Source organism: Pseudomonas sp. WS 5059 (assembly GCF_012985525.1).
In the GTDB taxonomy this organism is placed as follows: domain Bacteria; phylum Pseudomonadota; class Gammaproteobacteria; order Pseudomonadales; family Pseudomonadaceae; genus Aquipseudomonas.
This window is the reverse complement of the sequence record NZ_JAAQWO010000002.1, coordinates 646,396-667,062: the sequence shown is the minus strand read 5'-3', so window position 1 is coordinate 667,062 and position 20,667 is coordinate 646,396. Positions and strand designations below refer to the sequence as shown.

Here is a 20,667-nt window from a genome sequence, read left to right as displayed (position 1 = left end):
CGTAAATCTGAGGCAGACTCCAGCCCATGCCCCGTAAAACCTGGCGCGCCGCGCTCGCTGCCTATGCCAGCCCCTCGACGTTAGTGCTGTTACTGCTCGGCTTCGCCGCCGGTCTGCCTTACATGTTGGTGTTCTCGACGCTCTCGGTCTGGTTGCGTGAAGCCGGTGTGGCGCGCGAAACCATTGGCTATGCGAGCCTGATCGGCCTGGCCTATGCGTTCAAGTGGGTCTGGTCACCACTACTGGACCAATGGCGCCTGCCGCTATTGGGCAAGCTGGGGCGTCGTCGCTCCTGGCTGGTGCTGTCCCAATCCCTGGTAATTCTCGGCTTGATCGGCATGGGCTTCTGCGACCCGCAGAAACACCTGTCCTGGCTGATCGCCATTGCCGTTATCGTGGCATTTGCCTCCGCCACCCAAGACATCGCGGTAGACGCCTATCGCCTGGAAATCGCCGACGACAGTCGCCAGGCCGCACTGGCCGCCAGCTATATGTCCGGCTACCGGATCGCCGCCCTGCTGGCCACCGCCGGCGCGCTGTTCTTTGCCGAGGGCTTTGGCTCCACCGGCTTTAACTACAAACATTCGGCGTGGACCGGCACCTATGTGCTGTTCGGCGTACTGATGATCCCCGCCCTGCTCACCAGCTTTTTCATGCGCGAACCCGATGTGCCGTTGCGCACCCAGTTGCAGGCCGGGCGCTATACCTTTGCCCACCAACTGATGTCGGTATTCGTGTTGATCGTCCTGCTGGTGTCGGTCCCGGCGATGTTCACCCAGCTCTACAACACCGACTTTGCCAGCGTGCTGTTCGAAGGCGTGAGCCTGTTCGACCTGCTGCTCGAAGACCGCGCGTTCCTGCGCGCCATCCTCTATATCACCCTCACCACCCTGTGCCTTTCGGCCATGGGCCGCCGGGGCCTGGCGCCGGTGCTGACGCCGGTCAACGACTTTATCCTGCGCTACCGCTGGCAGGCCCTGCTGCTGCTGGGGTTGATCGCCACCTACCGGATGTCGGACACGGTGATGGGCGTGATGGCCAACGTGTTCTATATCGACCAGGGGTTCACCAAGGACCAGATCGCCAGCGTCAGTAAGATCTTCGGCCTGATCATGACCCTGGTCGGCGCCGGCATGGGCGGCCTGTTGATCGTGCGATTCGGCATCCTGCCGATCCTGTTTATCGGTGGTATCACCTCGGCCGGCACCAACCTGCTGTTCCTGATGCTCGCCGACATGGGCGCCGACCTGCAGATGCTGATCTTCACCATCTCCCTGGACAACTTCAGCTCGGGCCTGGCGACTTCGGCGTTCGTCGCCTACCTGTCGAGCCTGACCAACCTTAAGTTCTCCGCCACCCAGTACGCCCTGCTCAGCTCGATCATGCTGCTGTTGCCACGGTTGATCGGCGGGTACTCGGGGGTCATGGTGGAAAAGTTCGGCTATCACAACTTCTTCCTGATCACCGCGCTGCTCGGCGTGCCGACACTGCTGCTGATTGCCTTGCATTGGTACCAGGAAAGCCGGCGGATCCGTTTGAACCCGCCCGAAGAAGGCTGATACCTGTGGGAGCGGGCTTGCCCGCGATAGCATCACTGCGGTTTGCCTGACACAGCCAGGCGCCGGCATCGCGGCCAAGCCCGCTCCCACAGAAATCCCGTCAGCACCTGATGCCTGTACTCTGGCGGCGACCGCCCGTACAATCCCAGGTCACTTCAAGTCCAAGCAACCGACAACGGCCTACCATGCGTACCAGTCAATATTTGCTCGCCACACAGAAAGAAACGCCTTCCGATGCGGTCGTGATCAGCCACCAGCTGATGCTGCGCGCCGGTATGATCCGCAAACTGGCCTCTGGCCTGTACACCTGGCTGCCCATGGGCTTGAAGGTGATGCGCAAGGTCGAAGCGATCGTTCGCGAAGAAATGAACGCCGCCGGCTCTCTGGAAGTATTGATGCCGAGCACTCAGCCGGCTGAACTGTGGCAGGAATCCGGGCGCTGGGAAGAGTACGGCCCTGAGTTGCTGCGCTTCAAGGATCGTCATGGCCGCGACTTCTGCGCAGGCCCGACCCATGAAGAAGTGATCACCGACCTGATGCGCAACGAGTTGAGCAGCTACAAACAGCTGCCCCTCAACCTGTATCAGATCCAGACCAAGTTCCGTGACGAAATCCGCCCACGCTTCGGCTTGATGCGTGGCCGCGAGTTCATCATGAAGGACGCCTATTCGTTCCATGCCGACCAGCCTTCGCTGCAGGTCACCTATGACCGCATGCACCAGGCCTATTGCAACGTGTTCACCCGCCTGGGCCTGAAATTCCGCCCAGTTGAAGCGGACAACGGTTCCATCGGCGGCGCGGGCTCCCATGAGTTCCACGTGCTGGCAGAGTCCGGCGAAGACGATATCGTCTTCAGCGACGGCTCCGACTACGCCGCCAACATCGAGAAAGCCGAAGCGGTGCCACGGGAAACTTCCCGTCCTGCGCCGGCTGAAGAGCTGCGCCTGGTCGACACCCCAGACACCAAGACCATCGCGGCCCTGGTCGAAAAATTCAATCTGCCGATTGAAAAGACCATCAAGACCCTGATCGTGCATGCCGAGGAAGAAGGCAAGCTGATCGCCCTGGTTATCCGTGGCGACCACGAGCTCAACGAAATCAAGGCTGCCCAGCAACCTGGCGTGGCCAGCCCGCTGGTCATGGCTTCGGACGCCGAACTGCGTGACGCCATTGGCGCCGGCGCTGGTTCCCTGGGCCCGCTGAACCTGCCATTGCCGATCATCATCGACCGTTCCGTCGAGCTGATGAGCGACTTCGGCATCGGCGCCAATATCGACGACAAGCACTACTTTGGCGTCAACTGGGAGCGTGACCTGCCGGTGCCGACCGTGGCCGACCTGCGCAACGTGGTGGCCGGCGATCCAAGCCCGGACGGCAAGGGCACCCTGGAAATCAAGCGCGGCATCGAAGTGGGGCACATCTTCCAGCTGGGCAACAAGTACAGCAAGGCGATGAAGTGCGAAGTGCTGGGCGAAAACGGCAAGCCGGTGACCCTGGAAATGGGCTGCTATGGCATTGGCGTTTCCCGCGTGGTGGCGGCTGCCATCGAGCAGAACCACGACGACAAAGGCATTATCTGGAGCGACACCCTGGCGCCGTTCCAGATCGCCCTGGTACCGCTGCGCTACGAAACCGAGCAGGTTCGCGAAGCCACCGACAAACTGTATGCCGAACTGACGGCCGCCGGTTTCGAAGTGCTGCTCGATGATCGCGACAAGAAGACCAGCCCGGGCATCAAGTTTGCCGACATGGAACTGATTGGCATCCCTCACCGGATCGTGGTCAGTGACCGCGGCCTGGCCGATGGCAATCTGGAATACAAGAGCCGGACCGAAGCCCAAGCCCAACCGTTGCCGGTGGCTGACGTGCTGCCCTTCCTTCAGGCGCGTATTCGTCGCTGAAAACCAGATCAAGAGAAGTCATGTTCAAGCGAAACACCAAAGCCCTGGGGGGCGCCGCCTTGTGCGGCGCCCTGCTGGTCAGCGGCTGCGCCAATCAGATGTCGCAGCGTAGCGAGCACGAGGAACGGATCGAGCGCAAGTTGCTCGACCACAGCCTGCAGATCGATGTCGGCGAACCCAAGGTGCTCGAACTGCCGCAACGCCGCGTGCGCATTCATGAACAGCGGACTTTCGAAGTCACTGAATTTGAAGTCACGCGCCACTATGATCGCTACACGCCCTACCAACCCTGGCGCGAACTCTACGAGATCCCGCTGGGTGCGGTGGCAGTGGTGGCGGGCGCCGGGGCCAACGTGGCGAACATCTTTGCCCTGGGCAACCTCCCGGACAGCATGACCCATGACTGGATCAGTTATGGCGTGGCCGGGCTCAACCCGTTCATGAACGTGCAATCCCACGGCCGGGCGCAACAGAACCTGGCGGGTATCGATGAAATCCAGCGTGACCGCCGCCTGGAGTACACCAGCCTGCCGTGGAGTGAGCGACCGGTGCAGGTCAAGGCCGGCAAGCAGACCCACGAAATGACCACCGATCGCAACGGCGTCCTGCGCCTGAACCTGCTGGACAGCCCGTTTGCCGAACAGGATTTGAGCCAGGTCCGCACCTTGCGGATCAGCATTGAAGATGCCCAGGATGATGTGCATTCGGACTCATCCCTGGCCATCAGCACGACCTTGCGCGGCAAGCTGCTGGAAGCCCACGCCTTGATCTACGACGACCTGGAGGATGACGAAGTCAGCCAATGGGTGCATCGGGTCAAGCGCTTGTCGGAACTGGGCCTGGAAGAAGAAGCCAGCGAACTGGAACAGAGCCTGATTGAACTGACCCGCAATGATCCGGAATTGCAGCAGGAATTTCTCAAGGCGCTGACCAAGGATGGCGGCCGGCTGGTGGCGGATCCGGGTACCCGCTGAGGCAACACTAGATGTAGGAGCCCGCTCCCACATAAGGCCCACCTCCAGCCATCTACCAGGACAGCTCCAGCTGTTCATTCCCCACGCTCAAGTCGAGCAAGCGCACGCCAATCCCCAGTAACCGCACCGGCTTGCCCCCACGATTGAACGCCTGGGTCAGCAACTGCTGGTAACTCTCCAGATCCCGCCCCGCCCCCGCCTGCTCCAGGGTGGTCTGGGTAAAGTCATGAAACTTCACTTTGACAAAGGGTTTGCCCGGCCGATAACTGCTGTCGATGCGCTGCATGCGCCCGGCCAGGGTCGCCATCAGTTCCGGGAGTTTTTCCAGGCAACTGGGCAGGTCCGGCAGGTCGACGTCGTAGGTGTTTTCTACACTGATCGATTGCCGGCGGCTGTCGTTGTGTACCGCACGCTCATCAATCCCACGCGCCAAACTCCATAACCGCTCACCGAAACTGCCGAATTCCCGCACCAGCGCCAGCTTGTTCCACTCGCGCAATTGCAGGCAGTCCTCGATCCCCAGGCGCGCCAGTTTGTCGGCAGTGACCTTGCCGACGCCATGCAGCTTGCTTACCGGCAGTTGCGATACGAAATCTTCCACCTGGTCGGGGGTGATTACAAACAGCCCATTGGGCTTTTTCCAGTCGCTGGCGATCTTGGCCAGGAACTTGTTGGGCGCCACCCCCGCCGAAACCGTGATATGCAACTGGTTGGAGACGCGCCGGCGGATATCCTGGGCAATACGCGTGGCACTGCCGCCGAAATGCGCGCAATCGGAAACATCCAGGTAAGCCTCGTCCAGCGACAGCGGCTCGATCAGATCGGTGTAGTCGCAAAAAATCGTGTGGATTTCCTTCGATGCTTCTTTATAGGCATCCATGCGCGGCTTGACGATGGTCAGGTCGGGGCACAGCTTCAATGCATGGCGCGATGACATCGCCGAACGCACACCGTAGGCCCGCGCCTCATAGTTGCAGGTGGCGATCACCCCGCGCCGGTCCGCCGAGCCACCTACCGCCAGGGGCTTTTGCGCCAGGCTCGGGTTATCCCGCATTTCGATGGCAGCGTAGAAGCAGTCACAGTCGACGTGGATGATTTTGCGCTGCGTCATATAAAGAGAGGCGTGGTCAGGACATAAGTAGACGGATCGCCAGTATCGCATTCACACCTGTATATAGCACCAGTACTTTGAATCATCTGACAAAGTGGTAGGAAAAAACCTGGATGAATTCATTTTTTCAATCGAACAACACCCTCCAATAGAGCTGGAAGCCACGGCTAGACTGGCCGCAACCCCATACTGCCCTTGCCTTGGAGAGCTAACCGATTGAAGCACAAGCGCTTTTCTTGGAATCAGCAGTTGACACACTGCCATTCCTCTGTAGAATGCCGACACACAGACGCGGGATGGAGCAGTCTGGTAGCTCGTCGGGCTCATAACCCGAAGGTCGTCGGTTCAAATCCGGCTCCCGCAACCAAACATCAAGAAAGGCTACTCGAAAGAGTGGCCTTTTTTGTGCGTGCAGGTTTTTGCCCTGCTACCCCCGGCGATGCGCCAGGGCAGTGAAAAGTCTTTTTCAATCGAGCACTTAGGCTAATTTGCAGTTATTTTGCGCTTTATGTCATTAACGGTTGACACCTCGTCGTTGCGCTGTAGAATGCCGCCCACAGACGCGGGATGGAGCAGTCTGGTAGCTCGTCGGGCTCATAACCCGAAGGTCGTCGGTTCAAATCCGGCTCCCGCAACCAAACATCAAAAAAGGCTACTCGAAAGAGTGGCCTTTTTTGTATCCGCAGAAAAAGTTCTTTTGAAACAATGGCATGGCATCTTTCATGAAACCGCCCGCGGGTTTCAGAGTCCATCCATTTGCAAGCTATGCTCAAGTGTCGAGCGCGTCCTTGCGCGACCAATGGACGCTGTCGCCGGGACCGGTGATCCGCGTTACTATTTGTAATTATTTTGTACATAGGGATTGGTAACTTGGCTGGATACCCCCATCCTGTCGCGCACAATCCACGAGGTGATTGATGCGCGCCAATTCGTCTGAACCACAAGACACTGTCACAGCCACACAACCGATCGCCCCCACTCGCCTGCGCTGGCTGGATCTGTTGAGCAAGTATCGCCAACCCATTGGGCTGGCGGTCACTCTGCTGCTGTTTGCAATTGCCTTGATCGCCTGCCGCCACCTGCTGCTAGAGCTGGATCTATACGCCCTGCACGACTCGATCCTGGAAGTACCGAAGCCCGCCTTGCTGGGCGCCTTTGCCGCCGCGATCGCAGGTTTCATCATTCTATTGGGCTACGAATTTTCCGGCGCACGCTACGCCGGGGTAAAACTGCCGGCCAAGACCCTGGCCTACGGCGGCTTTACAGCATTCGCCATCGGCAATGCGATTGGCCTGTCGATGCTGTCCGGTGGTTCGGTGCGCTACCGCCTTTATGCACGGCATGGCATCGGGGCTTCGGAAGTGGCCCATATGACCGTGTTTGCCAGCCTGGCACTGGGTTGCGCCTTGCCACCGCTCGCCGCCCTGGCCACGTTGAGCAACCTGCCCGCCGCCTCCAACGCCCTGCATCTGCCCGCAGCGCTGCTCGGCGGCATCGCAGGCGCGGTGCTGCTGCTGTCAGCCGTATTGTGTATCGGGATTTATCGTCGGCGCCTGCCAGAGCAGCCCTACCCCGACAACCTGCTGGTCAAGGCCGGCCGCCGCACCTTGCGCCTGCCTGGGCGCCGCCTGACGTTCCTGCAACTGATCATCACCGCGTTGGATGTCGCCGCCGCCGCTACCGTTCTTTATATGTTGCTGCCAGAAGCCCCGCCCTTTGGCCCGTTCCTGCTGGTGTACCTGCTGGCGCTCGCGGCCGGTGTGCTCAGCCATGTGCCTGGCGGTGTCGGCGTATTCGAGGCGATCCTGCTCGCCGCGTTTGCCGACAAGCTCGGCGCCGCACCACTGGCCGCCGCGCTGCTGTTGTACCGGATGATCTACGTGGTGCTGCCATTGCTGATCGCGTGCATCTTCCTGCTGATCAACGAAGCCCAGCGCCTGTTCCAGACCCAACAAAGCCTGCGGGTGGCCTCAGGCCTCGCGGCACCGGTGTTGGCCGTGCTGGTTTTTTTGTCCGGGGTGGTGCTGCTGTTCTCCGGCGCCACCCCGGAAATCGACTCACGCCTGGAAAACATCGGCTTCCTGATTCCCCACCGCCTGATTGACGCCTCGCACTTTGGCGCCAGCCTGATCGGCGTGTTGTGCCTGTTGCTGGCCCAGGGCCTGCGTCGACGCCTGTCGGCAGCCTGGATGCTGACCATGGTGCTGTTGCTGGTGGGCGCCCTGCTCTCACTGCTCAAAGGCTTCGACTGGGAAGAAGCCAGCCTGATGACCATCACTGCGGTGCTGCTGGCAATCTTCCGGCGCTCGTTCTACCGCGCCAGCCGCCTGACCGAACTCCCGTTTTCCCCGCTGTATCTGGTGGCCAGCGTGTGCGTGCTGGGGGCGTCGATCTGGCTGCTGCTGTTCGCCTATCAGGACGTACCTTACAGCCATCAACTGTGGTGGCAGTTCACCCTCGACGCCAACGCCCCGCGTGGCCTGCGCTCGCTGCTGGGCGCCGCCATCCTGCTGGTGATTGTGTCGCTGACCTGGTTGTTGCGCACCGCCCGCCCGGTGATCCACCTGCCGACCGCCGATGAGCTGGAGCGTGCCACCAAGATCCTGATGGCCTCCTCGCAACCCGACGGCGGCCTGGCACTGACCGGCGACAAGGCCCTGCTGTTTCACCCCAACGACGAAGCGTTCCTGATGTACGCCCGGCGCGGCCGCAGCCTGGTGGCCCTGTACGACCCGATCGGCCCGACCCAGCCACGGGCCGAGATGATCTGGCAGTTTCGCGACCTGTGCGACATCCACCACGCCCGCCCGGTGTTCTACCAGGTACGTGCGGAGAACCTGCCCTTCTATATGGATATCGGCTTGACCGCGATCAAGCTGGGCGAAGAAGCCCGGGTCGATCTCAAGCGCTTTGACCTGGAAGCCAAGGGCAAGGAGATGAAGGACCTGCGCTACACCTGGAACCGCGGGACCCGGGATGGCCTGTCCCTGGAAATCTTCGAGCCGGGCCAGGCGCCGATGGATGCCTTGAAAGTCATCTCCGATGCCTGGTTGACCGGCAAGAACGTGCGCGAGAAGGGCTTCTCCCTGGGCCGTTTCAGCGACGAGTACCTCAAGCATTTTCGCATTGCGGTGATTCGCTTCGAGGGGCAGCCGGTGGCCTTCGCCAACCTGCTTGAGACCTACAGCCATGACCTGGCCAGCCTGGACCTGATGCGTGCGCACCCGGATGCGCCAAAGCTGACCATGGAGTTCATGATGGTCGGCTTGATCCAGCACTATAAGAGCCACAACTATGCACGCTTCAGCCTCGGCATGGTGCCGCTGTCGGGCCTGCAACCGCGCCGTGGCGCACCGCTGACCCAGCGCCTGGGCTCGATGGTGTTCCGCCGTGGCGAGCAACTGTATAACTTCCAAGGTTTGCGCCGCTTCAAAGACAAGTTCCAGCCTGACTGGGAACCTCGTTACATGGCCGTGCCCGCAGGACTTGATCCGCTGGTGGCACTGGCCGATACCGCCGCCCTGATCGCGGGCGGCTTGACTGGATTGGTGAAACGCTGATGATTCGACGCTCCTGGCGGTATGTATTGGCAAGTCTGGTGGTGCTGGCCCTGATCCTGGGTGGCGGCTACTGGTACTGGAATCGCCCCGCCCCCCAACCGACCCTGGAGCAACTGCCCCAGGCCGACGGCTCGACCCTGACCCGTGTGACCCCTGGCACCACTCCCAAGGCTCGCGTAGCCGTCGCCGTGCTGTCCGACGCCAGCCTGAGCGACAGCCAACTGATTGCCCTGAGCCAGGGCGGCAGCGCACAGATCGTGCAAGTGATCCTGCCCAAGGACGACTGCAAGCTGCAGGAGCAGGCCTTGCAAGCAGCCCTGGGCCAGCTCAAGGGCCCGGCCACCCTGGTCAGCGGCATCGGCCCTGGCGCGGCACTCGCCTGGCGCTGGCTGGCGACACAGAACGACGACAAGGCCAATGCCATCTCCGTGGGCTTCGCCCTGGTCCAGGAAGGCTGCAAGGACCCACTGCCCAAGACCGCCGCCCACGGCAACTGGCTGGTCGCCTGGAACGATAACCCTGACGACGAAAGCGCCAGTTTCGTACGCGATACCCCGCGCGCCACCACCAGCATCAGCGACTACGACATCAATTACCCGCAAGTGCTGAACAACGAGCTGCGCAAGCAACTGGTGGGCTCGGACAATGGCGGCCTGGCGATCCCGGTGGTGGAAGTGCCGGCCGGCCAGGCCAAGGACACCGTGACCCTGTTCCTTTCCGGTGACGGCGGTTGGCGCGACCTCGACCGCGACGTGGCTGGCGAGATGGCCAAGATCGGCTACCCCGTGGTCGGCATCGATACCCTGCGCTATTACTGGCAGCACAAAAGCCCGGAGCAGAGCGCCAAGGACCTGACCGAGCTGATGCAGCACTATCGGCAGAAATGGGGCACCAAGCGCTTTGTGCTGACGGGTTACTCGTTCGGCGCCGATGTATTGCCGGCCATCTACAACCGCCTGCCGGAAGCCGAACAGCAACGGGTAGACGCGATAATCCTGCTGGCCTTTGCCCGCACGGGCAGCTTTGAGATCGAAGTGGAAGGCTGGCTCGGCAATGCCGGCAAGGAAGCCGCCACCGGCCCGGAAATGGCCAAGCTGCCGGCGACCAAGGTGGTGTGCATCTACGGTGAGGAAGAAGTCGACGAGAGCGGCTGCACCGACAAGAGCGCCGTGGGCGAAGCCATGAAGTTACCGGGCGGCCATCACTTCGACGAGAACTACCCGGCACTGGCCAAGCGCCTGGTGGATATCATCGAGAAGCGCCAGGTCAAGACCGAGTAATACCCCATCACGGTAGGATCTGGCTTGCCGGCTCCTCAAGGTGATCAGCCAGTTTCCCAAGGCACAAAAAAGCCCCCGCTGCCGCATGGCAACGGGGGCTTTTTGTTGGAGTTACATTTCTACCTGGGTCCCCAACTCAATCACCCGGTTCACCGGCAACTTGAAGAAACGCAGGTTGCCGTTGGCGTTCTTCAGCATGAAAGCAAACAACCCCTCGCGCCAGCGCGCCATGCCTTCGAGCTTGGAGGCGATGACCGTCTCGCGGCTGAGGAAGTAGGTGGTACGCATAGGACTGAAGTCCAGGTCGTCCAGATGGCAAAGCTTCAGGGCTTCGGGCACGTCCGGCTCATCGGTAAAGCCAAAATGCAGGATCACCCGGAAGAAACCGTCGCCATAGGAATCCACTTCGAAGCGGCGCTGGGCCGGGACGCGCGGGATATCTTCATAGACCACCGTCAGCAGCACCACCTGCTCGTGCAGCACCTGGTTGTGCAGCAGGTTATGCAGCAAAGCGTGGGGCACCGCGTCCGGGCGGGCGGTGAGGAACACCGCCGTGCCCTGCACGCGATGAGGCGGCTGGACGCGGATGCTGCTGATAAAGATCGGCAGCGGTAATCCGCCCTCATCCAGGCGTTCCACCAGCAATTGCTTGCCGCGCTTCCAGGTGGTCATCAGCACAAACAGCACAATCCCCGCCAACACCGGGAATGCACCGCCCTGCACCACTTTCGGCACGTTGGCCGCAAAGAACAGGCCATCCACCAGCAAAAAGCCCAGCAATACGGGCACGGCCAGGACCGGCGGCCATTTCCACAACAGCAGCATCACGGCGGAAACCAGGATGGTGGTCATCAACATGGTCCCGGTCACAGCTACCCCGTAGGCCGAGGCCAGGGCGCCCGAGGACTCGAAGCCCAGCACCAGCAGGATCACGCCGACCATCAGCGACCAGTTCACCGCGCCGATATAGATCTGGCCCTGCTCGGCGCTGGAAGTGTGCTGGATATGCATGCGCGGGATGTAGCCGAGCTGGATCGCCTGGCGCGTCAACGAGAACGCACCGGAAATCACTGCCTGGGAAGCAATCACCGTGGCCAGGGTGGACAAGCCCACCAGCGGCAGCAAGGCCCAGCTTGGCGCCAGCAGGTAGAACGGGTTGCGCGCGGCCTCGGGGTCACCGAGCAACATCGCGCCCTGGCCAAAATAGTTGAGCACCAGCGCCGGCAGCACCAGGATGAACCAGGCCCGGGCAATGGGTTTGCGGCCGAAGTGGCCCATGTCGGCATACAGCGCTTCGGCGCCGGTCAAGGCCAGCACCACGGCGCCGAGGATTGCTACGCCGATACCCGGATGGACCATGAAGAAACGCACACCCCACATCGGGTTCATCGCGTTGAGCACTTCGGGGTGCTGGACGATGCCATAGACGCCCAGGCCGCCCAGCACCAAAAACCAGGTGACCATCACCGGCCCGAACAGCTTGCCGATGCGGTCGGTGCCATGTTTCTGGATCAGGAACAGCCCCACCAGCACCACCAACGCCACGGGCACGACCCAATGCTCAAGGCCGTCGAACGCCAGTTCCAGGCCCTCGATGGCCGACAACACCGAAATCGCCGGGGTGATCATGCTGTCGCCATAGAACAGCGCCGCGCCACACAGGCCGCACACCACCAGGAAACTGCGCAGCCGCGGATGATTGCCCGCCGCCCGTCGGGCCAGCGCCGTCAGCGCCATGATGCCGCCCTCGCCCTGGTTGTCGGCGCGCAGCACAAACAACATGTACTTGATGGACACCACCCAGATCAACGACCAGAAGATCAGCGCCAGGATCCCCAGCACCCCATCATGATTGACCTGCACCCCATAACTGCCGGAAAACACCTCTTTAAGGGTGTAGAGCGGGCTGGTGCCGATATCGCCATAAACCACCCCGACCGCCGCCACCAACATGCCGATTGGCTTTGCGCTGGAATGCCCGGCACCCGCCGCCTGACTATTTACCTGACCCATCAACCACTCCTGCCCTTTTGACCTGAGGTCTTTTATAAACAGCCCAGCTATACACTTAAGCCCAAAGCTAAGCTATACACAGCATGTGCCGCTGTACTTCTGGTAACAGATTATTTGTTGACTACCAACCTAGCCCCGGTGCAACGGCGCGCAGCATAGCGCAGCACTCGTCGTATTTCCCTGCATAAAGCTGGTCAAGTGCGTTTCCCGTCGCTAGAATTGCGCACTTTTTGATCAGAGGCACATCAAGTGCCCGTCCGCTGCCCTGTCGTGCCCGACTGGCGGCGTCATTCAATACCGAGGTTAGACATGTCCACCACCATCGCAAAAGCCAACCCCAAGGTTGGCTTTGTTTCCCTGGGTTGCCCGAAGGCGCTCGTCGACTCCGAGCGCATCCTCACGCAACTGCGCATGGAAGGCTACGACGTCGTGTCCACTTATCAGGACGCCGATGTGGTGGTGGTCAACACCTGTGGCTTCATTGACTCGGCCAAGGCAGAGTCCCTGGAAGTGATCGGCGAAGCCATCAAGGAAAACGGCAAGGTCATCGTCACCGGCTGCATGGGTGTGGAAGAAGGCAATATCCGCAACGTGCACCCAAGCGTGCTGGCCGTGACCGGTCCGCAGCAGTACGAGCAGGTGGTCAACGCCGTGCACGAGGTAGTGCCGCCGCGCCAGGACCACAACCCGCTGATCGACCTGGTGCCACCCCAGGGCATCAAGCTGACCCCGCGTCATTATGCGTACCTGAAGATTTCCGAAGGCTGCAACCACAGCTGCAGCTTCTGCATCATCCCGTCGATGCGCGGCAAGCTGGTCAGCCGCCCGGTGGGCGATGTACTGGACGAGGCCCAGCGCCTGGTCAAGTCTGGCGTCAAGGAACTGCTGGTGATCTCCCAGGACACCAGCGCCTACGGCGTCGATGTGAAGTACCGCACCGGTTTCTGGAACGGCGCGCCGGTGAAAACCCGCATGACCGAACTGTGCGAAGCCCTGAGCAGCCTGGGTGTGTGGGTGCGCCTGCACTACGTGTACCCATACCCGCACGTCGACGAATTGATCCCGTTGATGGCCGCCGGCAAGATCCTGCCGTACCTGGACATCCCGTTCCAGCACGCCAGCCCCAAAGTGCTCAAGGCCATGAAACGCCCGGCCTTCGAAGACAAGACCCTGGCGCGCATCAAGAACTGGCGCCAGATATGCCCCGAGCTGATCATCCGCTCGACCTTTATCGTCGGCTTCCCCGGCGAAACCGAAGAAGACTTCCAGTACCTGCTGGACTGGCTGACTGAAGCCCAGCTGGATCGCGTCGGCTGCTTCCAGTACTCGCCGGTGGAAGGTGCCCCGGCCAACCTGCTGGACCTGGCCGTGGTGCCGGATGACGTCAAGCAAGACCGCTGGGAGCGCTTCATGGCCCATCAACAGGCCATCAGCTCGGCCCGCCTGCAACTGCGTATCGGCAAGGAAATCGAAGTGCTGATCGACGAAGTGGACGAGCAAGGCGCGGTCGGCCGTTGCTTCTTCGACGCACCGGAAATCGACGGCAATGTATTTATCGATGACGCCAGCGGCCTCAAGCCAGGCGACAAGGTCTGGTGCACGGTCACCGACGCCGACGAGTACGACCTCTGGGCGCAAAAACGCGACTAAGCTGTAAAAAATTGAAAAAGCCCTGCTTCTGAACAAGATGCGGGGCTTTTTTAGGTCTATCGTTTGCCCCATCAACGCCAACAAGCAGCAAGGAGCAGCAGGCATGGGCCAGCACTCGGTCATCCACACCCCAAAAACCAGCGACTACCCGGAACTGACCCGGATCTGGGAGGCCTCGGTGCGCGCCACCCATGACTTCCTGCCGCAAAGCTACATCGAACGCCTCAGGCACCTGGTGCTGACGCGCTACCTGGATGCCGTGATGTTGATCTGCACCAAGGACGCCCGCCAACGGATCACCGGGTTTGCCGGCGTTGCGGCGGGCAAGGTGGAAATGCTGTTCATCGACCCGCACTACCGGGGCCAGGGCCTGGGCCGGCAGTTGCTGCACTATGCCATTACCTCGATGAATGCCGATGAGCTGGACGTCAACGAACAAAACCCCCAGGCCCTGGGCTTCTATATCAAGCAGGGTTTTGAAGTGATCGGGCGCACCGAGCATGACGGCATGGGGCAGCCTTATCCGTTGCTGCATATGCGTTTGCGCCAGGCCCAGCAAACACGCAGTGGCTGACACCTCCCACAAAAAGCAACTGCGGCGAAATGGGGCCGGGATTAACCGGCTCCAGGCAGGTACAATAGCTGCCCCCTTTTGTTACGGCCCTTGTCATGACTGACCCCATACGCCTCTCCAAACGCCTTATCGAACTGGTCGGTTGCTCCCGTCGGGAGGCCGAGCTGTTCATCGAAGGCGGCTGGGTCTCGGTGGATGGCGAAGTGATCGATGAACCGCAGTTCAAGGTCACGACACAAAAAGTCGAACTTGATCCCGAGGCCAAGGCCACCGCTCCAGAGCCGGTGACTATCCTGTTTCATGCGCCGGCCGGCGTGGACGTCGACAGCGCGATGCAGTCCCTCAGCGCCGAGACCCTGTCCGAGGAGCACCGCTTCAGCAAGCGCCCGCTCAAGGGCCACTTCCTGCGCCTGACCGCCAGCGCCGACCTGCAAGCCAAGGCCAGCGGCCTGTTGGTGTTTACCCAGGACTGGAAGATCCTGCGCAAGCTGACGGCCGACGCCGCCAAGATCGAGCAGGAGTATGTGGTTGAAGTCTCAGGCGACGTGGCCGCGCACGGCCTGAACCGCCTCGCCCACGGCCTGATGTACAAAGGCAAGGAGTTGCCTGCGGTCAAAGCCAGCTGGCAGAACGAGAACCGCCTGCGCTTTGCCCTGAAAAACCCGCAGCCCGGCATCATTGCCCTGTTCTGCGAAGCCATTGGCCTGAAGGTTGTGGCCATTCGCCGCATCCGCATTGGCGGCGTGTCTATCGGCAAGGTGCCGGTCGGCCAGTGGCGCTACATGTCCGGCAAAGAAAAGTTCTAAGCCACCCTATCTCTCGACCTCGCCCGCCCGGGCGAGGTCTACAGTCGAATACCAGGATTGCCCACCATGATTCACAACGACGTACTGCGCAGCGTGCGCTACATGCTCGACATCAGCGACAACAAGATGGTCGAGATCATCAAGATCGGCGGCATGGAAGTGTCCAAGGACGACCTGCTGACCTACCTCAAGAAAGACGAGGAAGAAGGCTTCGTGTTCTGCCCGGACGAAGTCATGGCGCACTTCCTCGATGGCCTGGTGATCTTCAAGCGCGGCAAGGACGAAAGCCGTCCACCGCAGCCGATCGAAACCCCGGTGACCAACAACATCATCCTCAAGAAACTGCGCGTGGCCTTCGAACTCAAGGAAGACGACATGCACGCCATCCTCAAGGCAGCCGAGTTCCCGGTGTCCAAGCCGGAACTGAGCGCGCTGTTCCGCAAGTTCGGCCACACCAACTATCGCCCGTGTGGCGACCAGTTGCTGCGTAACTTCCTCAAGGGCCTGACCCTGCGGGTTCGCGCGTAAACCATGAGTTACAACGTCTCGCCCGTCGGCTTCGTACGCTCCTGCTTCAAGGAGAAGTTCGCCATCCCGCGCCAGCCTCAACTGGCGCCCGCCGCCCGCGGCGTGTTGGAGTTGGTCGCGCCGTTCGACCAGGGTGAGGCAGTACAGGGCCTGGAGCAGGTCAGCCATGTGTGGCTGCTGTTCCTGTTTCATCAGGCCCTGGAAGACAAGCCGCGCTTGAAAGTGCGCCCGCCACGCCTGGGCGGCAACACGTCCATGGGCGTATTTGCCACCCGCGCGACCCATCGCCCCAATGGCATTGGCCAGTCAGTGGTCAAGCTGGACAAGGTAGAGCCGGGCCGGCTGTGGATTTCCGGGATCGATCTGCTCGATGGCACGCCGGTCCTGGATATCAAGCCGTATGTGCCCTATGCCGACATCATCGACACCGCCACCAACAGCATCGCCAGCAGCGCACCACCGCTGATTCCTGTGCAGTGGCTCAAGACCGCCCTGCACCAGGCTCACAGCCACGCCCAGCGCCTGGACGAGCCGCTGGTAGAGCTGATTGAGCAGTGTCTGGCGCAGGATCCACGGCCGGCGTATCAGACGCCAGGGCCGGAGCGCGAATATGGTGTGCGCTTCTGGGATGTGGATGTGCGTTGGCACTATCCCGAGGCTGGGATGATTTGTGTGCTTGAAGTGGTTGCGGCCGAATAAACGCCAAAAACAAATATGGGAGCTGGCCGGTGTAGGAGCTGGCTTGCCTGCGATGGCATCACTGTGGTGTAACTGATACACCGAGGTGCCTATATCGCAGGCAAGCCAGCTCCTACACCGGGCAGCTCCCACATTTTTTGACCGCGTTTATTTCTCGACGAACGCACGTTCGATCAGGTAGTCACCCGGCTCACGCATGCGTGGCGAAACCTTCAGGCCGAAGCTGTTCAGCACTTCGCTGGTCTCGTCGAGCATGCTCGGGCTACCGCACAGCATGGCGCGGTCGTCTTCAGGATTGATCGGCGGCAGGCCGATATCGCTGAACAGCTTGCCGCTGCGCATCAGGTCGGTGAGGCGGCCTTCGTTTTCGAACGGCTCGCGGGTCACGGTCGGGTAGTAGATCAACTTTTCACGCAGCGCTTCGCCGAAGAACTCGTTCTGTGGCAGGTGCTCGGTGATGAATTCGCGGTAAGCGACTTCGTTGACGTAACGCACGCCGTGGCACAGGATCACTTTTTCAAAGCGCTCGTAGGTTTCCGGGTCCTGGATCACGCTCATGAATGGCGCAAGACCAGTACCGGTGCTGAGCAGATACAGGTGTTTGCCCGGCTTCAGATCGTCGAGCACCAGGGTGCCCGTCGGTTTTTTGCTGATGATGATCTCGTCGCCTTCCTTCAAATGCTGCAATTGGGAAGTCAGCGGGCCATCCGGGACCTTGATGCTGAAGAACTCCAGATGCTCTTCCCAGTTCGGGCTGGCAATGGAGTAAGCACGCATGAGCGGGCGGCCGTTGGGCTGCTGCAGGCCGATCATCACGAACTGACCGTTCTCAAAGCGCAGGCCCGGGTCGCGGGTGCACTTGAAGCTGAACAGAGTGTCGTTCCAGTGATGAACACTGAGGACACGCTCGTGGTTCATGTTGCTCATGTACGGGGAACTCCTGGAAATGGGTCTGCGCCAAAATGATAGGTGCGCAATTGCACAGTATTCTAATGGCGGCGACAATATCTGTTAACTGGATTATTAAGATAAGGGTTATCGGTTATATCGATATGCGATTTACTCTCCGTCAACTGCAAGTCTTCGTCGCCGTCGCCCAGCAGGAAAGTGTGTCACGCGCTGCTGGCCTTCTGGCCTTATCTCAATCCGCCGCCAGCACCTCGATCACCGAGCTGGAGCGCCAATCCAGCTGCCAATTGTTCGACCGCGCCGGTAAACGCCTGAGCCTCAACGCCCTGGGTCATCAGTTGCTGCCCCAGGCGGTGGCGCTGCTGGACCAGGCCAAGGAAATCGAAGACCTGCTCAACGGCAAGTCCGGCTTCGGCTCCCTGGCAGTCGGCGCGACCCTGACCATCGGCAATTACCTGGCCACACTGCTGATCGGCAGTTTCATGCAGCAGCATCCCGAGAGCCAGGTGAAGCTGCATGTACAGAACACTGCGCATATCGTGCATCAGGTTGCGCATTACGAAATTGATCTGGGTCTAATCGAAGGTGACTGCAGCCACCCGGACATTGAGGTGCAAACCTGGGTCGAGGATGAACTGGTGGTGTTCTGTGCGCCCCAGCATCCCCTGGCCCTGCGTGGCCAGGCGAGCATGGAGCAGTTGACCCATGAAGCCTGGATCCTGCGGGAGCAGGGCTCCGGGACGCGCCTGACGTTTGATCAGGCCATGCGCCATCATCGCAGCGCGCTGAATATCCGCCTGGAGCTGGAGCACACCGAGGCGATCAAGCGCGCCGTGGAGTCGGGATTGGGGATTGGCTGCATTTCCCGCCTGGCGCTACGGGATGCGTTCCGGCGCGGCAGCCTGGTGCCCGTCGAGACCCCGGACCTGGACCTGGCCCGGCAGTTCTACTTTATCTGGCATAAACAGAAGTACCAGACCTCGGCCATGCGCGAGTTCCTCGAACTGTGCCGCGCCTTTACCGCCGGGGTGCAGCGCAGCGACGAGATCGTGCTGCCGAATATCGCCTAGATCAGGATCACGGCCCACACCACGGTAATCATGGTCAGCGCGACGAATTGCGCGGCGCTGCCCATGTCCTTGGCGTTTTTCGACAAGGGGTGGCGATCCAGGGAGATCCGGTCGATGGCCGCTTCCACCGCCGAGTTGAGCAACTCGACAATCAACGCAAGCAAGCACACGGCAATCAACAGTGCGCGCTCTACACGGCTGACGCTGATGAAAAAGCTCAACGGAATCAGGATAACGTTGAGCAACACCAACTGACGAAAAGCCGCCTCGCCGGTGAAAGCGGCACGCAGGCCATCGAGGGAATAGCCCCCGGCGTTGAAGATACGTTTGATACCGGTTTGACCCTTGAAAGGCGACATAGGTAGGCAACTGAGCAAAAAAGATGGAAGGAAGCTAGAGCACGCCAAGTCAAAAAAGCGTGAATCGAGCAGGCCTATGAGTGGGAAATTGACTCAAGTTGTTGCAACAGCAGCGCCGCCTGGGTGCGGGTGCGCACGCCCAGCTTACGGAAGATCGCGGTAACGTGTGCCTTGATGGTTGCTTCAGACACGCTCAGCTCATAGGCGATCTGCTTGTTCAGCAAGCCCTCGCAGACCATGGTCAACACACGAAACTGCTGTGGCGTGAGGCTGGCGAGCCCTTCCTGAGCGGCCTTGGCTTCGGCGGACACGTTGATTTCTTCGAATGCCTGCGGCGGCCATGAGACATCACCGTCCAACACCGTGCGCACCGCTGCTTGAATCTGCTCCATGGAGCTGGACTTGGGGATAAAACCACTGGCCCCGAACTCGCGGGAACGCACTACGACGTCTGCCTCTTCCTGGGCCGACACCATCACCACCGGAATCTGCGGGTATTGCCCGCGCAACAGCACCAGGCCGGAAAACCCGTAGGCACCGGGCATGTTCAGGTCCAGCAGCACCAGATCCCAATCGGTCTTGTCAGTCAGGCGGGCTTCCAGCTCAGCGATGCTGCCCACTTCCACCAGGCGGACGTCCGGGCCCAGGCCCAGTGTGACGGCCTGGTGCAGCGCGCTGCGAAAAAGCGGGTGGTCATCGGCAATCAGGATTTCGTATGTGGCCATTTATTAAATGATCCTGTTTTTTATGGGAGCACCGATGGGTTCGGTGCTCGCCAACGTACAAGGTGCCAGCCAGCGGCTGTCACGAACAGTTACGCTTGATGGCATTTTAGCCGGCTCAGGCGATGCAGTGCCATCATGCAAAGGTCATCTGACCCCGAAGTCCTACAGATAAGGTGCCAGACGGGTGTGGACACTGTCCGTCGGATCCAGCGCCAACTGGAACTTGGCCGCCAGGTAATGGGTACTGAAAACATCCAGGTAGGCGTCCAGCACTTCGCTGGCCTGCTGGTCCTCGGCCAGTTCCAGGCACAACGCGGCCACTTCGGCGGTGCAGAAGTGGTCATCACGCTTGGAGCGGCGCAATTTGTAGCGCGAAAGCTGCTCCGGCTCCAGGCTCAGTACCGGCAGGTGCTCCAGATACGGGCTCTTGCGAAACATCTTGCGCGCTTCGCTCCAGGTGCCGTCCAGCAGGATAAACAACGGGCGCTTGCCCTGCGCCACCTTCACCTCGCTGACCACCCGCTGCGGCGCCACAAACTCGCCGGGAAAGACGATGTAGGGCTGCCATTGCGGGTCGGCCAGCAGCGCCAGCAACTCAGGTTCGACGGCCGTGCGCGTCCAGGGGAAGGCGCTGGTGTCTTCGATCACATCAGCGATCAGCCAACCGGTATTGCTGGGCTTCATCGGCTCCACATCGTGCATCAACAGGCACATGGCCGACCTGGCCTGGACCTTGGGACGCCAGGCGCACAGGCAGTATTGGGGGATCACTCGGCATCTGGGGCAACGTTCGGCACGCGAGCCGCGTGCGACAAAGGGGCTGACGGCACGGGCCAGGCGCTGGGTGCGCAGACGGAACACCGCGTGGCTCATAGCGGGTGCCGTTGTGAAGCGATGAAAATCGACACGGACAAAACTCGGGGGCAGGCAAAAGTGCCAGCAGTTTACC

The 20,667-nt window shown here is 60.9% G+C and carries 17 protein-coding genes and 2 tRNA genes; 13 read left to right on the top strand and 6 right to left on the bottom strand.

Features of this window, described 5'->3' with window-relative positions; all coding sequences use genetic code 11:
- Positions 1–26: 26 nt before the first annotated feature.
- The 3 genes from HBO12_RS07800 to HBO12_RS07790 all read left to right on the top strand — a co-directional run bounded on the left by HBO12_RS07800 (position 27) and on the right by HBO12_RS07790 (position 4,434).
- Entirely contained in the window at positions 27–1,559 is a 1,533-nt protein-coding gene (locus HBO12_RS07800; protein ID WP_169954606.1) for an AmpG family muropeptide MFS transporter, read from the top strand.
- Between the two features lie 185 nt (positions 1,560–1,744).
- Positions 1,745–3,460 carry a proline--tRNA ligase gene (locus HBO12_RS07795; protein WP_029295351.1) on the top strand — a complete coding sequence of 572 codons (1,716 nt, stop codon included), beginning with the start codon at positions 1,745–1,747 and terminating at the stop codon, positions 3,458–3,460.
- Positions 3,461–3,480: 20 nt separating this feature from the next.
- Positions 3,481–4,434, top strand: coding sequence for a hypothetical protein (locus tag HBO12_RS07790; protein WP_169954604.1), 954 nt, complete (start codon positions 3,481–3,483; stop codon positions 4,432–4,434).
- Between the two features lie 52 nt (positions 4,435–4,486).
- Here the strand turns inward: HBO12_RS07790 and dinB are convergent, their stop codons facing one another.
- Entirely contained in the window at positions 4,487–5,545 is a 1,059-nt protein-coding gene (gene dinB / locus HBO12_RS07785; RefSeq protein ID WP_170041862.1) for a DNA polymerase IV, read from the bottom strand.
- Between the two features lie 290 nt (positions 5,546–5,835).
- On the opposite strand from dinB, the gene HBO12_RS07780 reads away from it, so the two are divergent.
- From HBO12_RS07780 to HBO12_RS07765, 4 genes are all read left to right on the top strand, one after another.
- Positions 5,836–5,912, top strand: a tRNA-Met gene (locus tag HBO12_RS07780).
- A gap of 194 nt (positions 5,913–6,106) precedes the next feature.
- Positions 6,107–6,183 (top strand) — tRNA-Met (locus HBO12_RS07775).
- Between the two features lie 279 nt (positions 6,184–6,462).
- Positions 6,463–9,105: a bifunctional lysylphosphatidylglycerol flippase/synthetase MprF gene (mprF, locus tag HBO12_RS07770; protein WP_170041861.1), complete on the top strand. Its 2,643-nt coding sequence runs from the start codon at positions 6,463–6,465 to the stop codon at positions 9,103–9,105.
- Positions 9,105–10,385, top strand: a complete 1,281-nt coding sequence (locus tag HBO12_RS07765) for a virulence factor family protein (RefSeq protein ID WP_170041860.1) — start codon at positions 9,105–9,107, stop codon at positions 10,383–10,385. Before mprF ends, HBO12_RS07765 begins: the two co-directional genes overlap by 1 nt.
- A 111-nt stretch (positions 10,386–10,496) precedes the next feature.
- Here the strand turns inward: HBO12_RS07765 and HBO12_RS07760 are convergent, their stop codons facing one another.
- The gene (locus HBO12_RS07760; RefSeq protein WP_170041859.1) at positions 10,497–12,398 is read right to left on the bottom strand and encodes a potassium transporter Kup; all 1,902 of its coding nucleotides are present in this window, start codon (positions 12,396–12,398) and stop codon (positions 10,497–10,499) included.
- A gap of 309 nt (positions 12,399–12,707) precedes the next feature.
- On the opposite strand from HBO12_RS07760, the gene rimO reads away from it, so the two are divergent.
- From rimO to tsaA, 5 genes are all read left to right on the top strand, one after another.
- On the top strand, positions 12,708–14,048 hold the full coding sequence (gene rimO, locus HBO12_RS07755) for a 30S ribosomal protein S12 methylthiotransferase RimO (RefSeq protein ID WP_029295337.1): 1,341 nt from the start codon (positions 12,708–12,710) through the stop codon (positions 14,046–14,048).
- 103 nt (positions 14,049–14,151) lie between these two features.
- Positions 14,152–14,622 (top strand): GNAT family N-acetyltransferase, encoded by a 471-nt coding sequence (locus HBO12_RS07750; RefSeq protein ID WP_169954599.1) that lies wholly within the window; start codon positions 14,152–14,154, stop codon positions 14,620–14,622.
- A 95-nt stretch (positions 14,623–14,717) separates the two neighbouring features.
- Entirely contained in the window at positions 14,718–15,428 is a 711-nt protein-coding gene (locus HBO12_RS07745) for an rRNA pseudouridine synthase (RefSeq protein ID WP_170041858.1), read from the top strand.
- A 66-nt stretch (positions 15,429–15,494) separates the two neighbouring features.
- Positions 15,495–15,956, top strand: coding sequence for a YehS family protein (locus HBO12_RS07740; protein ID WP_057439364.1), 462 nt, complete (start codon positions 15,495–15,497; stop codon positions 15,954–15,956).
- 3 nt (positions 15,957–15,959) lie between these two features.
- Positions 15,960–16,655: a tRNA (N6-threonylcarbamoyladenosine(37)-N6)-methyltransferase TrmO gene (gene tsaA, locus HBO12_RS07735; protein ID WP_170041857.1), complete on the top strand. Its 696-nt coding sequence runs from the start codon at positions 15,960–15,962 to the stop codon at positions 16,653–16,655.
- A gap of 147 nt (positions 16,656–16,802) precedes the next feature.
- Here tsaA and fpr read toward each other — a convergent pair whose 3' ends face one another.
- Positions 16,803–17,582, bottom strand: coding sequence for a ferredoxin-NADP reductase (fpr, locus tag HBO12_RS07730; protein ID WP_003172178.1), 780 nt, complete (start codon positions 17,580–17,582; stop codon positions 16,803–16,805).
- Positions 17,583–17,707: 125 nt separating this feature from the next.
- Here fpr and HBO12_RS07725 point away from each other — a divergent pair, with 125 nt between their 5' ends.
- Entirely contained in the window at positions 17,708–18,634 is a 927-nt protein-coding gene (locus HBO12_RS07725) for a LysR family transcriptional regulator (RefSeq protein WP_169954596.1), read from the top strand.
- Here the strand turns inward: HBO12_RS07725 and HBO12_RS07720 are convergent.
- The 3 genes from HBO12_RS07720 to HBO12_RS07710 all read right to left on the bottom strand — a co-directional run bounded on the left by HBO12_RS07720 (position 18,631) and on the right by HBO12_RS07710 (position 20,591).
- Positions 18,631–18,993, bottom strand: a complete 363-nt coding sequence (locus HBO12_RS07720) for a diacylglycerol kinase (RefSeq protein ID WP_170041856.1) — start codon at positions 18,991–18,993, stop codon at positions 18,631–18,633. The genes HBO12_RS07725 and HBO12_RS07720 overlap by 4 nt on opposite strands.
- A gap of 74 nt (positions 18,994–19,067) precedes the next feature.
- A complete protein-coding gene (gene erdR / locus HBO12_RS07715; protein WP_169954594.1) occupies positions 19,068–19,718 on the bottom strand; it encodes a response regulator transcription factor ErdR in 651 nt (216 codons plus the stop codon).
- 162 nt (positions 19,719–19,880) lie between these two features.
- Positions 19,881–20,591, bottom strand: a complete 711-nt coding sequence (locus HBO12_RS07710) for a tRNA-uridine aminocarboxypropyltransferase (protein ID WP_169954593.1) — start codon at positions 20,589–20,591, stop codon at positions 19,881–19,883.
- Between the last annotated feature and the right edge of the window lie 76 nt (positions 20,592–20,667).